This window comes from Hominenteromicrobium sp. (assembly GCF_046974225.1).
Taxonomy (GTDB): Bacteria; Bacillota; Clostridia; order Oscillospirales; family Acutalibacteraceae; genus Hominenteromicrobium; species Hominenteromicrobium mulieris.
The window spans coordinates 36,181-50,759 of the sequence record NZ_JBKWAE010000013.1 but is presented as its reverse complement, the minus strand read 5'-3'; the positions used below and the strand labels follow the sequence as shown (position 1 = coordinate 50,759).

Below are 14,579 nucleotides of genomic sequence, written 5' to 3'. Positions count from 1 at the left end.
TCGACTAAATTAAGCTCTTTTACCGTTTCGCACTCTGCTTGGCTGCTCTGTGCGGCGTGAGGCGGCGTGGCGGTCTTTGTGCGCCGCCTCACGCCGCTTTCTGCGGTGATTCTGGAAGAACCTGCTTTGCAGCAAACGCCGCGTGTGGCGCTCTGCAAAATGCTCCATAAAATGGTTTGTCTGCACCATAAAGACGACCGACACAATGAGCAGCGGGATCAAAATAAACAGCATCGGGGCGGTCAGCGGCACCATGGAAACCAGGTCCATGCAGCCGATGTATCCCACAAAGAACGCCGCCACCATCGTGCCGAACAGCGCCCCGCGCAGCGCGTTGAACGGCAGGCAAAGCTTGAACATCAGCATAAACCCAACGGCAAACGCCACAATGACCGAAAGTGTCGAGACCTGCGGGTTCGTCAAATTCAGCGGCCCCTTAAACAGCGTCAAAAACAAAACGCCAAGAATCATCGTCAGGGCAGAGGGGAACGATTTCTTCAAAACATTCGCCAAAAAGCTGCCGCTTATACGCTCGTTGTTCGGCTCCAGCGCCAGTATAAACGACGGAATACCGATCGTAATCGAACTGATAAACGTCAGCTGAATCGGCTCAAACGGGTAGGAAGCAGAAAGAAAAATGAACAGCACACCCAGCACCGTCGAATAGATCGTCTTCTGCAAAAACAGCGATGCAGAGCGTTGCAAATTGTTGATGGAGCGCCTGCCTTCCTTCACCACCTGCGGCATGGAAGCAAAGTTGGAGTCGAGCAAAACGAGGTTCGAGACCGTGCGCGCCGCGTCGCTGCCGGAAGCCATCGCAATGCTGCAATCGGCCTCTTTCAGCGCCAGAACGTCATTCACACCGTCGCCCGTCATCGCCACCGTGTGGCCGTGGTCTTTTAACGCCTGCACAAATTTCAGTTTCTGCTGCGGCGTCACGCGGCCAAACACACTGTATTGCTCAATTGCCCCCGCAATCTCCTCGTCGGTGTGCAGTGTCGTCGCATCGCAGTAGTTTTCCGCGTGGGGCAGACCGGCCTTCTGTGCAATGTTAGAGACCGTCACGGCGTTGTCGCCGGAGATGACCTTCAGCGTCACGCCCTGCTCTGCAAAATAGCGCAGCGTTTGCGGTGCTTCCGTGCGGATCTTATCACTGATTAAAATGAAGCCCACCGGCTCAATGTCGTCCGGCAGCACTTTGTTTTCAAGGAAAGGCTTGGCAGAGTGCGCCAGCAGCAAAACGCGTTCGCCGCGCGCCGCATATTCCTCCGTGTGTTCACGCAGCGCACCGAAGCGTTCGCCCAAAATGAATTCGCCTGCGCCCATCACATACGTGCCGCGCTCGCCGAAATACGCGCCGCTCCACTTTCTCGCAGAGGAGAACGGCACCGTCGCCGCAGCTTTCCACTCCGATCCGCCGGGAAAGTATGCTTTCACCGCGTTGTACGTCGGGTTGTCGTCCGTCAAAACCTGCACAAGCGCCTTCAGCGGAGCCGTCATGTCCTCTTCGGTGTAGCCCGTCAGCGGGTGCAGCTCGTCCACCTGCATCGTGCCTTCGGTGATTGTACCTGTTTTGTCTAAGCATAGCACATCTACGCGTGCCAACGATTCGGTGCAGTACAGGTCCTGCACCAACGTCTTGTAGCGTGAAAGCCGCAGTACGCTCACGGCGAACACCACGCTTGTCAGCAAAATGAGCCCCTCCGGGATCATGCCGAGGATCGCGGCGACCGTGCTCACAACAGCTTCGCGGATCGTGTCATGCAGCAAAAAAAACTGCTTGCAGAAAAGCAAAATGCCAATCGGCACCAGCGTAAAGCCGAGCGTCTTTACAATGAAATCGAGGGAATGGAGAATTTCGGAGTTCGTGCGCTTCACATACTTCGCGCCGTTTGCGATGCGGTTTGCGTAGTTTTCGCGGCCTACGTGCTCCACTTCGGCGTAACAGCTGCCGGAAACGATGAAGCTGCCGGAAAGCAGCCCGTCACCTGCGCGCTTCAAGACCGGATCGCTTTCGCCCGTGATGAGCGATTCATTCACTTCCGCTTCGCCCTCCAAAACGATGGCGTCGGCGCAGATCTGCTGCCCGGTCGAAAGATGCAGCACATCGTTCATCACAATCCCGCTCACGGGTATCGTCCGCAGTTTTCCGTCGCGCAGCACAGAAGCCTTCGGTGCGGAAATGAGGGAGAGCTTGTCAATCGTCCGTTTCGCTCTTATGCCCTGAAACGAACCGATAATAATATTAGAAAAGATAACGCCCAAAAATAAAAGGTTCTTAAACGAACCCACCAGCAAAACGAACAGCGCCAGTACAAAGTTCAAAATGTTAAAAAATGTGAACGTGTTTTCTAAAATGATCTGCTTTTCGGTTTTGGTCTTAATGCCCTCGTCGGCGTTTGAAAGCCCGTCGCGCACGCGCTGCGCTACCTGCTCCGAAGAAAGCCCCTGTCTACGGTCTAAGCTATCCATCCCGTTACGATCTCCTTTTTCTTATCTAGATATAAGAATACACGATACACCACCCGAATGCAAGGATATAAAACGTAAATTTCTCTTACGATTTTGTGAATTCTTTCCTTTTGCTTGTAGAATATCCGCAAAAAACAAATTAACATTTTATGGAAAAAGTCAATTCAATTTTCAAGTCTATCCTGAAATCTATCCGAATTTTTGACACTTTTCACGATAGAGAGATAAAAACCCGTCAAAATCTGCTGTAAACAGCAAAATTCTCATTGTAAAACCCGCAGATAAAAGCCCTTGCGGCCGATTTGACTTTGCAGGAATTTATGATTATACTTAATTATCGTACATAGAAAATCAGAAAATGATATGCGAAAAGCATAGGTTTATTCATAAAGGAGAGATCATTCATGGCAGAAAAGACAGAAAAGAAATACGTTATCACAAACCATAGAAGCGGTAAGGTTCTCGCTTCCTGCGGCGGCTCTGCCGTGCAGATGACCGCAAACGGCGGCGAAACGCAGGTCTGGTGTGCCGTCCCGGCAGAAGGCACGTCCGTGCAGCTCGTCCATAAGGTCAGCGGTCTCGCGCTCACCGTTCCGGGTGAGGCAGAAAACGGCACCGCACTTGTTCTCGCAGAGGCACAGGGCAACGCTTCCCAGCTCTGGAAGCTGACCACTACCGTCAAGGGCTGCCGCCGCATCACGCATGTCGCGTCCGGCAAGGTCATCGACATCAAGGACATCAGCGATGCAGACGGCGCACCGGCACAGCTTTGGGAGTTCGTGAAGGGCGATAACCAGAACTGGGTGCTCACCGAGGTCGAAAAGGAAAAGAAAGCCCCGGCAAAGTGCGCCGCAAAAACCGCAAAGCCGGCTGCAAAAGAGAAAGCTAAGGCAGAGGTGAAAGCCGAAGCAAAGTCGGAAGTCAAGGCAGAAGTTAAAGCCGAAGCCAAGCCCGCCGCCAAAACCACAAAGGCAGCCGCAAAAACCACCAAAACCGCAAAGAAAACGAAGTAAGTTCGTTTAGCCGAGAGCCGCACCCAAACCGGGCAGCGGCTTTCTTTTTTACCCAACATTATTCTAAAAAGCGTGATCATACCCAAATTTTCACAAAATCGCCTTGCACCGCCCGTCAACAGCTGATATACTAAAGACAGTATGGTTTATCCTGCAATTTTGCGGCCAAAGGAGTTGTCTTTATGATACATGAAAAAATCAAACTGCACGTGCCGGGCTCTGCGGATTACGCAGCCATGTATACGTATTTTCTGGATCTTTCAAAAGAGGTTCCCATCGAAAAGCGTCCCACCGTCATCGTCTGCCCGGGCGGCGCGTACGCCTTTACGTCCGACCGTGAAGCCGAGCCCATCGCCATGCGCTTCAATGCCATCGGCATGAACGCCGTTGTCGTGCGCTATTCCGTTGCCCCGGCGCGCTTTCCGACTGCCCTTCTGGAAGTCGCCACTGCCGTGAAATACGTCCGCGAAGAAGGCGTAAAGTACGGCTGTGACCCCGAAAAGGTTTTCACCATCGGTTTTTCCGCCGGCGGCCATTTAGCCGCAAGCTACGGCAATTTCTGGAACCGCCCGTTCGTTGCGGAGGCTATGAACTGCCCGTCCGAGCTTCTGCGCCCGAACGGCCAGATCCTCTCCTATCCGGTCATCACGTCCGGCCCGTTCGCCCACCACGATTCCATCAAGAACCTTCTCGGTGAGCAGTACGAGCTCGAAAAAGCGAATCAGTCGCTCGAAAACTTCGTCACGAAAGATACCCCGCCCACGTTCGTCTGGCACACCCAGCCGGATGACTGCGTCCCGGTCGAAAACGCCCTGATGCTCGTCAGCGCCTTGCAGAAAAACGGCATCAAAACGGAGTTCCACATGTTCCCGGAGGGCGGCCACGGCCTGTCGCTTTGCAACGAAGTCACCTCGAACAGCGATGCCCAGCTCCTGCCGCACGTCGGCAAGTGGTTCGACCTCGCAGCGGAGTTTTTGCAGAGCCTTTAATCACCGATTTTCCGTAATCGCGAACGAATAAAGTCTTTGATCGACCTTTTCTAAAAGGCTTCGCCTTTTCGGGAGACCCCCTAATTGGGTCTCCCACGGGCGGAACGTCCACTGGAAGTTCCGCCCTCCCGTCCTGATTTTATGAACGCAAAAAGATTTCGTCGTCTGCGGACGACGACCAAAGGTTTCACCTTTGGAAACGGACAAACTTTCTCGAAGAAAGTTTGAACAAAGACTTTTAACCCTCGCTTACCGACAACTACTATTTATATTTCACACCCGAAAGGAATCATCCCATGAAAGCCATTGATTTGGAAGTCAAGCGCATCTGCGAGGAAAAGCTCGCAAACGACGCGAAGCTCTCGGAGCTCTTTAAAAATTGCTACCCCAACACCATGGATACCACCGTCAAAACCATCGGCGAAAAAGATACCTTCGTCATCACCGGCGATATCCCCGCCATGTGGCTGCGTGATTCCACCGCGCAGGTTCGCCACTATCTGCCTGTCGCAAAGCACGACGCAGAGGTTGCCGATTGCATTGAGGGCCTCGTGAACCGCCAGTTCAAGTGCATTGATATCGACCCCTACGCAAACGCGTTCAATCAGGAAGCGAACGGCATGTGCTGGCCGAAATACGCTGCGGAAACGCTCGGTCAGACCGCCAGCGGCGAATCCGACGATACCGATTTCGAGACCCCGTGGGTCTGGGAGCGCAAGTATGAGATCGATTCGCTCTGCTACCCGGTGCAGCTCGCGTACCTTCTCTGGAAAGAGACCGGCCGCACAGGCCAGTTTAACGACCAGTACAAAAAGAGCACCCTGCGCATCCTCGACCTTTTCACTGTCGAGCAGAATCACAGCAAGTCCCCGTACTATTTCCGCCGCATCAACTGCCCGCCCACCGATACCCTTACGCACGACGGCCACGGCGCGCCGGTCGCCGTTACGGGCATGACCTGGTCGGGCTTCCGTCCCAGCGATGACGCCTGCGTCTACGGCTATCTCATCCCGTCCAACATGTTCGCCGTCGTAACCCTCGGCTACACCGCGGAGATCATGCGTGAGATCTATAAGGACGAGGAAGTCGCCGCCCGTGCCGAAAAGCTCGCGTCCGAGATCCGAGACGGCATCGAAAAATACGGCGTCGTCGAGCACCCGAAGTTCGGCAAAATGTACGCCTATGAGACCGACGGCCTTGGCAACTACGTCTTCATGGATGACGCCAACGTCCCGAGCCTCATGTCCATCCCGTACCTCGGCTACTGCAGCGCCGACGACGAAATTTATAAAAACACCCGTGCCTTTGTTTTGAGCAAAGAAAACCCGTATTATTACGAGGGCACCGCGGCCAAGGGTGTCGGCAGCCCGCACACCCCGCCGGAGTACATCTGGCATATCGCACTTTCCATGCAGGGACTCACAAGCCGTGACCCGGAGGAATGCAAAGCGCTTCTCCACATGTTAAAAACGACCGATGACGGCAAGGGCTTCATGCACGAGGGTTTCCATAAGGACGACCCCTCTAAGTTCACGCGCCCGTGGTTCGCATGGTCAAACTCCCTGTTCAGCGAATTTGTCTTAAAGTGCATTGATGAAAATATTCTGTAATTAAGGAGCTGTTTTTCATGGCAGATTTTTACGCACTCGGTGAACTTCTGATCGATTTTACCCCCACAGGCAAAACGCCGGCCGGCATCCCGATTTTTGAGCAGAACCCCGGTGGCGCACCAGCAAACGTCGCCGTGCAGGCGGCGCGCCTCGGTGTATCCGCAGGCTTCATCGGCAAGGTGGGGCAGGACATGTTCGGCACGTTCCTGCGTGATACGCTCGTTAAGCAAAATGTCGATGTCGAAAACCTCCATTTCTCAAACGATACCGCAACGTCGCTCGCGTTTGTGCAGCTGTCCGAATCCGGAGACCGCGATTTCAGCTTTTACCGTAACCCCGGCGCCGATACGCAAATCACGTTCGATGAGGTCAATAAGGATGCACTCGCAAACGCCAAGGTACTGTGCTTCGGCTCGCTCCTGCTTACTGCAGAGCCGGGCCGCACGGCTGTGCCGCAGATTGTTTCCTACGCCCGCGAGCACGGTGCTATCACCGCCTACGACCCGAACTGGCGCGCACCGCTGTGGCCAAATGCCGAAGCCGGCATCCACGCCATGAAGAGTCTGCTGCCGCTTGCCGATGTCGTCAAAGCGTCCGATGAGGAGCTTGAAATGCTCACCGGCTGCACCGAGATCGAAGCGGGCGCAAGGGAGTTCTTTAAGCTCGGCGTGCAGGCGGCGGTCATCACGCGCGGCGCAAAGGGCTGCGTCGTCTGCACCCCGAAAACAACCTTAACGCTCAACACCTACGATACAAAAGTCGTCGATACCACCGGCTCCGGCGACAGCTTCTTCGGCGCGTTCCTCACAAAGCTCATGGAGACCGGCAAGCCCGTTTCCGAGATCAACGAAGCCGAGCTGCGCGATGCGGCCGATTTTGCAAACGCCGCAGGCTCCGTCTGCGCGACGAAAAAAGGCGCGATTCCTGCGCTCGCCGACCGCGAATTGATCGAAACGTGCAGAGCGTCTATCCCGCTTTTAAAGCCGTAAGCCATTTCCCGCAAAATCCGCTTTGCACGGCTGCGGCAAGGCCGTATTAGAGGGGCACATCAAGCACGGCGTGCGCGACAGCATCGAGCACGGCGACGCAGATAAAACCATCGAAAACTTCACAAAAGCTGTGGAACGCTTCTCCAATATGGGCTGATCCCGGCTGAAAATCAAACAAAACAGCGAAGTGCATGGGGATACCCACAGCACCTCGCTGTTTTTAGTTTCTCTCGTATTCCGTCTTTTTCAAATTTCCTTTTTCGGGCTCTTTATTTAAGCTCAATAGTCAAAAACTATCGTGCGGCAGTCTTCGCAGATATTCGCCTGTATCCGCACGCGGTGGCTTGGCTTTAACGGCGTGATCTCCACAAAGCCGTCGGCGTTTTTGGCGTTTTCAAATACGCCGGGCACGGTGTTCGCAAAGCTGAACGCGCCGTCCTTGCTTGTAAACAAGTATCCCTCGCGCATCGCTTTTCCGCATTTCGGGCAATTCATAGAATTTTTCTCCTCTCTGAATGTGTAACAATTTTGCGGAAGCAAACCTTACGGCTCGGCAGGGTGTTGGCTTATCTCGAGCGCTTTCTGCATTTTTCGCTCAAAGTCTTCTGCCTTCACAAGGGCAATGCCTTCACCCTTGTCACCGAGCACGATCAGCCGGTCGCCTTCCTTTAAGTCAAACATTTCCCGCGCTGCCTTCGGAATAACGATCTGCCCGCGCGTGCTGAGTGTCACCGCACCCCAAAGGTGCTTGCCCGCAGGGGCAGGGGCGAGAGCCGTGTGGCCCACTCGGTTTTGGTCGTGCAAAAGCGCGTCCAGCGTCACGCCGTAGTGCCTTGCAAGGTGGTCGCATTTTTCAATGTCCGGCACGGTTTCGCCCTGCTCCCACTTGGAGTAGGACTGCCGCGTCACCCCGGCGATTTCCGCCGCCTGCTCCTGCGTCAGCCCCTTAAGGCCGCGCAGCAAAATGAGATTATCGGCGAGCATAAGCTCCACTTCCTTTCTGCATTCAGTATATCGCTGCGCAGTGAAATTTTCCACCAAACAAACGATACATACTTCTCAATTTCATGTTAAGTTAAACTGCCTTGAGGGCATAAATTGTGCCTGAAGCTTTGGCTTCCTGATGCCAAAGCACGGTCCCTTGCTTGTACAAGACCCGTGATGCACGTTCAGAGATCCAGACGCGCCGACGCTGAAACAGACCGATATCGGCATTGCGATGGGCGGTGTGGGCATGGTCGTTATAATTGTGAAGCTCGTTTTGGATATAAGGAACGGCTAATCGCATCCCTTTCCGAATAAAACCACAACGATAGCTTGCAGAAAATGCAGACTATTTTTGTTTATATGCGCCTAAAATTAAACAGCATATCTTGATTTTGTGGTGAAAACACGCTATACTGGAAGCGATATAAAGAAAAGAGGGCGTGGAAAATGAAACGGAAATTGGAGAGTATGGAAGACCTTTTGCAGGCGGTGGAATACTACGGTTTTCTGCCGTTTTTTCCGAATGACATTCCGGGCTTTTCGGTGGAGGAGATGTGCGCGCCGGCGTATTGGTTCGCTGAAGACCGCGACGGACCTTGGGAGTGGAAAGGCCCGGCGGCGCAGACGAAGCGCTGCGCGTACGGCAAGTTTTTCCGGAAAAAAGCGGGGTTTGTCAGCCGGGAATGGCTGCCGGAGCTTGTAAATTTCCGCCGTGACGGCTATGATTTTGACGCGCGCTGTGATGACGGACTGGTGTTCCACAAGGACGAGGAGCTGTATAATACAGTCAATGCGGAGGGCGAAATTCTTTCAAAATTCCTCAAAAAGAAGCTCGATTACCGCAAAGGCGGCAACACGGGCTTTGAAACGTGCATCACGCGGCTGCAAATGCAGACGTATTTGTGCGTTTCGGATTTTATCCGCCTGAAGGATAAAAACGGCAGGCCCTACGGCTGGGCGGTGGCGCAGTACACGACGCCGGAGCATTTATTCGGGTACGATTATGTGACGTCTGCGTATAAGAGCGAACCGAAGGACTCCGAAGAAAAAATGATTGCACACCTTAAAAAACTGCTTCCGGCGACGGAAGTGCAGATACGAAAATTACTAAAGTAGTTGGGAGGAAAGCGTATGCTTCAGCAAGTTATGACAGAGCCGGGCAAGATCATTTTCCGGGAAATTCCCGTGCCGGAAATCGGGGACGGGCAGGTGCTGGTGAAAATTATGGACATCGGCGTTTGCGGATCGGACATCCACGTGTACCACGGCAAGCATCCTTTCACGAAATACCCCGTGACGCAGGGACATGAGGTCTCGGGTGAAATTGTAAAGTGCGGTGCGAATGTCGAAGGGCTTACCGTCGGGCAGAAAGTGACGATTGAGCCGCAGGTGTACTGCGGCAAGTGCTATCCGTGTCGGCACGGCAAGTACAACCTGTGCGAGGAACTGAAAGTCATGGGCTTCCAGACGACGGGCACGGCTTCCGAATTTTTTGCGGTGGACGCAAAGAAAGTGACACCAATCCCTAAAAGCATGAGCTTTGAAGAGGGCGCGATGCTGGAGCCGCTTGCAGTGGCGGTGCACGCCGTGCGGCAGATGGGCGACGTGACCGGCATGAACATTGCGGTGCTCGGTGCGGGGCCGATCGGCAACCTTGTGGCGCAGGCGGCAAAAGGCCTTGGCGCGGCGAAGGTGATGATTACAGACGTGAGCGACTACCGTTTGGAGAAAGCCAAGGAATGCGGCGTGGACGTTTGCGTGAACACGAAGGAGAAGAACTTTGGCGAGGCGCTCGTTGAAGCGTTTGGCCCGGACAAGGCGGACGTCATTTATGACTGCGCGGGCAACAACATGACGATGGGGCAGGCCATTCAGTATGCGCGCAAGGGTAGCGTGATTGTGCTTGTGGCAGTGTTTGCCGACATGGCGACTGTTGATCTGGCCGTGGCGAACGACCACGAGCTTGATATTAAGAGCACGATGATGTACCGCCACGAGGACTACGTGGGCGCGATAGAGCTGGTGGAAGCGGGTAAAGTGCAGTTAAAGCCGCTTATCTCGAAAATTTTCCCGTTTGCGCAGTACCTTGACGCGTATAAATACATTGACGCGAACCGCGAGACGACGATGAAGGTCATCATTGCCGTGCAGGAAAAATAAACGGAAAAAGACCGGGAAACACGCGCTGTGCTTCCCGGTCGATTTTATGTCGTGGTTTTTACTCAGCTTTCAAACAGCTTTGCGGCATCTTCGAGCTCTTCGATGATGTGGATGTGCTGCGGGCAGTGCGCTTCGCAGGAACCGCAATGGAGACATTCGCTTGCCTTGCCGCCTTCGCGTGTTGCGGATTCGTAGCCGCTGCGATCGACATTATCCTCGGAGCCGAACTGCTTCTGGTGGTTTACGGCACGGAAAATGTCCGGGATGTGGATCTGCATGGGACAGTCGTCTACGCAGTACCGGCAGCCGGTACATGGAATGGTGGGAATGGCGTTGAGTTTTTCGACGACGGTTTTCAGCACCTCGTGCTCCTTGTCACTGAGCGGCTCAAAGTGCTCCATGTAGGAAACGTTATCGTCAAGCTGCGCTTTGGTGCTCATACCGGAGAGCACGGTGAGGATGTTATCGAGACCTGCGCAGAAACGGACAGCCCAAGACGGGATGGAAAGATCAGGATTCTGTGCCTTCATGATGCCCTGAATTTCGTTGTTCATGCTTGCGAGGGAACCGCCCTTGACCGGCTCCATAACGATGATGGGTTTATTGTGCTTGACGGCGACCTCGTAGCACTTTCTGGACTGCACGTTATCGTTTTCCCAGTCGATGTAGTTGAGCTGGAGTTGGACGAATTCGACTTCCGGGTGCTTGGTGAGCGCTTCGTCGAGCACTTCCGCGCTGTCGTGGAACGAGAATCCGCAGTGCTTGATTTTGCCCTGTGCTTTCATCTTGAAAAGGAAGTCCCACGCGCCGATGCGGTCGGCTTTCTCGAACTTCGCTTTGTCCATGGAGTGCAGCAGGTAGTAATCGAAATACTCGACACCTGCGCGTTCCATAGATTCATCGAAAATGCGCTGCATGTCGGCTTCCGTCTCTATGTTGTCCCAAAGGGGTAGCTTTGTAGCGAGCGTGAAGCTGTCACGCGGGTAGCGCTTCACAATGGCTTCGCGCGCTGCGACTTCACTTTTACCGTTGATGTATACGTATGCGGTGTCAAAATACGTAAAGCCTTTTGCCATGAAAGTATCGACCATGGCTTTCACTTGCTCCATATCGATCTCGTCGCCGATCATCGGCAGACGCATGAGGCCGAAACCGAGCTTCGGGGTCGTATCGCCAAGATAACCAGTGTTCATTTTGAATTCCTCCCGAGAATAGTTGTGCCGTTTCGTACAACACATTAAAGTTTACTACAAGTTTGATTATATCACAAAACACAGAAATTGCAAGAAGTTTTTTCGAAAATGCAAACACTTTTTACATAAAGTGTGCAAAAGATAAACAAACTTGCAGCGCTTGACGGTATTCTGCTTTTGCAGTACAATAGAAATGTTAAGTTTAAAAGGAGAGCGAGATATGAGCGGGGAGAGACAAAAACGGATTAAGCGGGCCTTGGCAGCGGTTTTCGGTGCTGCGGCTGTGCTTGTCGTTTTGTATATTCTTCGTCCGCCGTGCCTCGTCCGCAAGGTTTTCGGCGTGCTGTGTCCTTCCTGCGGAACGACACGGATGATCGCAGCGCTTTTGCAATTGGACTTTGCCGGTGCGTGGGCGCTGAACCCCTTTATGCTGTTCTTTTTGCCGTTTGCGCTCCTTTGGGGCGTTTTGGAAGCGGTGCGGTATGCAAAGAGCAAACCGCCGCTGCTTTTTAAGCGCTTTTCCATTGCGCTGTGGGCGGCGTGGTTCCTCTCGGCGCTCATTTTCGGCGTATGGCGCAACTTCGCTTAATTTCCTTGACAAAGCGACGCTTCGTGTGTAAAATCAAAGCATAGTAAAACCGTATGCTTTTACTTCTTTTGCGGAGGGATGCAAAATGGCAAAGGAAATCACAAGGGAAGAAGCGTGGGCACTGCTCACGGAGTACAACAAAGAGCCGTTCCATTTGAAGCACGGCGAGACCGTGGAGGGCGTGATGCGTTGGTCCGTCGAAAAGCACGCTCGACTTGGAGCTTAAATCCGTAAAGAAAAAATACAAGGCGCTCAACTTTGCCGCGGGCTGTTCCCGTGAGGTCATTCAGCGCGGTGCAGATATGCTGGGCCGGACGCTCGACGACCTCATTTCCGGCACGATCCTTGCGATGCGCACGCTGGAAAAGCTGCAGGCGGAGTGAGCGACACCGAATAAAGAAAGGCGGAATTTCATGACCGCAAATGAAATTAACGCTTTGGTCGACCGTCTGCGCGAGCAGCGTAACCTCAGCGATGCGGAATTTAAGACGATTTTGGAGACTGACGCCTATGATGCGGCGCTGCAAAAGGCCGCGGATGAGGTGCGTCGCGCGCACTACGGCACGGATGTGTACGTGCGCGGACTCATTGAGTTTACGAATTACTGCAAAAATAACTGTTACTATTGTGGCATCCGTCGGGATAACCGAAACGCGACGCGTTACCGTTTGACGAAAGAGGAGATTCTCTCCTGCTGCGCGGAGGGGTACGACCTCGGCTTTCGCACGTTCGTTTTGCAGGGCGGCGAGGACCCGTTCTACACAGATGACCTCATCTGCGAGATTGTCGCGGCCATCCATGCGCAGCACCCGGACTGCGCCATTACGCTTTCCATCGGCGAAAAGAGCCGAGAAAGCTACCAGAAGTATTTTGATGCGGGCGCAAACCGCTATCTTTTGCGTCACGAGACGGCCGATCCCGAGCATTACAGCAAGCTGCACCCGAATGAATTGAGCGCTTTACACCGGCAAGCATGTCTTTTTGATCTAAAGGACATCGGGTACCAGGTAGGTTCCGGCTTTATGGTGGGTTCGCCGTATCAGACGACGGAGAATCTTATTTCTGACCTGCGCTTTTTGCAGAAGTTGCAGCCGGACATGATCGGCATCGGGCCGTATATCACGCACGCGCAGACGCCGTTTGCAAACGAAAAGAGCGGCTCGCTCGAGCTGACACTGCGGCTTCTCTCAATATTGCGTTTGTTGTTTCCGTATGCGCTTTTGCCGTCTACGACGGCGCTTGGCACCATTCACCCGCAAGGGCGCGAGCTGGGACTGAAGGCGGGCGGAAACGTTGTGATGCCGAACCTTTCGCCGGTGCGCGTGCGAAAGCTTTATGAGCTGTACGAGAACAAGATCTGTACAGGGGAAGAGGCCGCGCAGTGCCGCGGGTGTCTGGAGCAGCGCGTGAAGTCGGCGGGCTATGAGATCGTCACCGCGCGCGGCGATGTGAAACGATAACGAAAGGGTTTTACCGAAACTATGTGTAAAAAAGCGATCATAGCCATGAGCGGCGGCGTGGATTCCAGTGTGGCGGCGCTGCTTATGAAAGAAAAGGGCTACACCTGCATGGGCGCGACCATGAAGCTGTACCAGAATGAGGACGTTGGTCTGCGCCGCGAGCATACCTGCTGTTCGCTTGATGATGTAGAGGACGCGCGCAGTGTGGCGTATGCGCTTGACATGCCGTACTATGTGTTTAATTTTGCCGACCGCTTCAAAACGGATGTTATCGACAAGTTTGTGCACGCTTATGAAACGGGTGTGACGCCGAACCCGTGCATCGATTGCAACCGCTATTTGAAGTTTGATAAGCTGTTTCAGCGCATGGTTGAGCTGAATTATGATTATGTTGTCACGGGGCATTACGCGCAAATCGATTTTGACGAAAATACGGGGCGGTATCTCCTGAAAAAGGCCGTTGACCACAATAAAGACCAGAGCTATGTGCTGTGGTCGCTGACGCAGGAGCAGCTAAAGCACGTGCAGTTCCCGCTCGGCGGCATGGAGAAATGTGAAGTGCGCGCGCTTGCGGAGGCGCACAATTTCATCAATGCGAGAAAGCACGACAGTCAGGACATCTGCTTTGTGCAGAACGGCTCATATGCTGATTTCATCGAGCAGTACACGGGCAAAACGTACCCGCCCGGGGATTTTGTGGACACAGATGGCAACGTGCTGGGGCAGCACCGCGGCGTGATCCGCTACACGATCGGCCAGCGCAAGGGTCTGGGGCTCGCGCTGCCGGCACCGCTGTATGTGAAATCGGTGGATATTGAGAAGAACACCGTGACACTAAGCCCGGAAAGCGAGCTTTTCAAAAAGGAGCTCACAGCGAGCGGCATTAATTTGATTTCCGTCGCGGAAATCAAGGAGCCGATGCACATTAAAGCGAAGGTGCGCTACCGCCAGCCCGAGCAGTGGGCGACCGTGACGCAGACAGGACCGGACAGCCTGAAGGTCGTCTTTGACGAGCCGCAGCGCGCCATCACCTGCGGGCAGTCCGTCGTGCTGTACGACGGCGACCGCGTTTTGGGCGGCGGAACGATTGATTCGGTGAAATAAAAAAGCCTGAATA

General features: G+C 53.8%; 13 protein-coding genes and 2 pseudogenes. 11 read left to right on the top strand and 4 right to left on the bottom strand.

Annotated features, from left to right (window positions below; genetic code table 11):
- Positions 1-9: 9 nt before the first annotated feature.
- Entirely contained in the window at positions 10-2,472 is a 2,463-nt protein-coding gene (locus ACLTX1_RS10040; RefSeq protein ID WP_412330879.1) for an HAD-IC family P-type ATPase, read from the bottom strand.
- Positions 2,473-2,876: 404 nt separating this feature from the next.
- On the opposite strand from ACLTX1_RS10040, the gene ACLTX1_RS10035 reads away from it, so the two are divergent.
- The 5 genes and pseudogenes from ACLTX1_RS10035 to ACLTX1_RS10015 all read left to right on the top strand — a co-directional run.
- Entirely contained in the window at positions 2,877-3,485 is a 609-nt protein-coding gene (locus ACLTX1_RS10035) for an RICIN domain-containing protein (RefSeq protein ID WP_308449709.1), read from the top strand.
- Positions 3,486-3,667: 182 nt separating this feature from the next.
- Positions 3,668-4,474, top strand: coding sequence for an alpha/beta hydrolase (locus tag ACLTX1_RS10030; protein WP_308449710.1), 807 nt, complete (start codon positions 3,668-3,670; stop codon positions 4,472-4,474).
- Positions 4,475-4,770: 296 nt separating this feature from the next.
- Entirely contained in the window at positions 4,771-6,084 is a 1,314-nt protein-coding gene (locus ACLTX1_RS10025) for a glycoside hydrolase family 125 protein (RefSeq protein WP_308449711.1), read from the top strand.
- Between the two features lie 17 nt (positions 6,085-6,101).
- On the top strand, positions 6,102-7,073 hold the full coding sequence (locus ACLTX1_RS10020) for a carbohydrate kinase (RefSeq protein ID WP_308449712.1): 972 nt from the start codon (positions 6,102-6,104) through the stop codon (positions 7,071-7,073).
- Between the two features lie 10 nt (positions 7,074-7,083).
- Positions 7,084-7,230, top strand: a pseudogene (locus tag ACLTX1_RS10015) (metal-sensing transcriptional repressor); the annotation flags it as partial.
- Positions 7,231-7,352: 122 nt separating this feature from the next.
- On the opposite strand, the gene ACLTX1_RS10010 reads toward ACLTX1_RS10015, so the two are convergent.
- Both ACLTX1_RS10010 and ACLTX1_RS10005 read right to left on the bottom strand, forming a co-directional pair.
- The gene (locus tag ACLTX1_RS10010) at positions 7,353-7,568 is read right to left on the bottom strand and encodes a PF20097 family protein (RefSeq protein ID WP_308449713.1); all 216 of its coding nucleotides are present in this window, start codon (positions 7,566-7,568) and stop codon (positions 7,353-7,355) included.
- A gap of 48 nt (positions 7,569-7,616) precedes the next feature.
- Complete coding sequence (locus ACLTX1_RS10005; protein WP_308449714.1) at positions 7,617-8,057, bottom strand: helix-turn-helix domain-containing protein; 441 nt, start codon at positions 8,055-8,057, stop codon at positions 7,617-7,619.
- A 450-nt stretch (positions 8,058-8,507) separates the two neighbouring features.
- Here ACLTX1_RS10005 and ACLTX1_RS10000 point away from each other — a divergent pair, with 450 nt between their 5' ends.
- Positions 8,508-9,176, top strand: a complete 669-nt coding sequence (locus tag ACLTX1_RS10000; protein ID WP_308449715.1) for a hypothetical protein — start codon at positions 8,508-8,510, stop codon at positions 9,174-9,176.
- Positions 9,177-9,191: 15 nt separating this feature from the next.
- Positions 9,192-10,220, top strand: a complete 1,029-nt coding sequence (locus ACLTX1_RS09995) for a zinc-dependent alcohol dehydrogenase (protein WP_308449716.1) — start codon at positions 9,192-9,194, stop codon at positions 10,218-10,220.
- A gap of 62 nt (positions 10,221-10,282) precedes the next feature.
- Here ACLTX1_RS09995 and ACLTX1_RS09990 read toward each other — a convergent pair whose 3' ends face one another.
- On the bottom strand, positions 10,283-11,413 hold the full coding sequence (locus tag ACLTX1_RS09990; RefSeq protein WP_308449717.1) for an aldo/keto reductase: 1,131 nt from the start codon (positions 11,411-11,413) through the stop codon (positions 10,283-10,285).
- Positions 11,414-11,633: 220 nt separating this feature from the next.
- Here ACLTX1_RS09990 and ACLTX1_RS09985 point away from each other — a divergent pair, with 220 nt between their 5' ends.
- The 4 genes and pseudogenes from ACLTX1_RS09985 to mnmA all read left to right on the top strand — a co-directional run bounded on the left by ACLTX1_RS09985 (position 11,634) and on the right by mnmA (position 14,566).
- Complete coding sequence (locus tag ACLTX1_RS09985; RefSeq protein WP_412330878.1) at positions 11,634-12,002, top strand: DUF2752 domain-containing protein; 369 nt, start codon at positions 11,634-11,636, stop codon at positions 12,000-12,002.
- 85 nt (positions 12,003-12,087) lie between these two features.
- A pseudogene (locus tag ACLTX1_RS09980) lies at positions 12,088-12,385 on the top strand (hypothetical protein).
- A gap of 30 nt (positions 12,386-12,415) precedes the next feature.
- Positions 12,416-13,462, top strand: a complete 1,047-nt coding sequence (hydE, locus tag ACLTX1_RS09975; protein ID WP_412330877.1) for a [FeFe] hydrogenase H-cluster radical SAM maturase HydE — start codon at positions 12,416-12,418, stop codon at positions 13,460-13,462.
- Positions 13,463-13,483: 21 nt separating this feature from the next.
- Entirely contained in the window at positions 13,484-14,566 is a 1,083-nt protein-coding gene (gene mnmA, locus ACLTX1_RS09970) for a tRNA 2-thiouridine(34) synthase MnmA (protein WP_316687202.1), read from the top strand.
- The last annotated feature ends 13 nt before the right edge of the window (positions 14,567-14,579 follow it).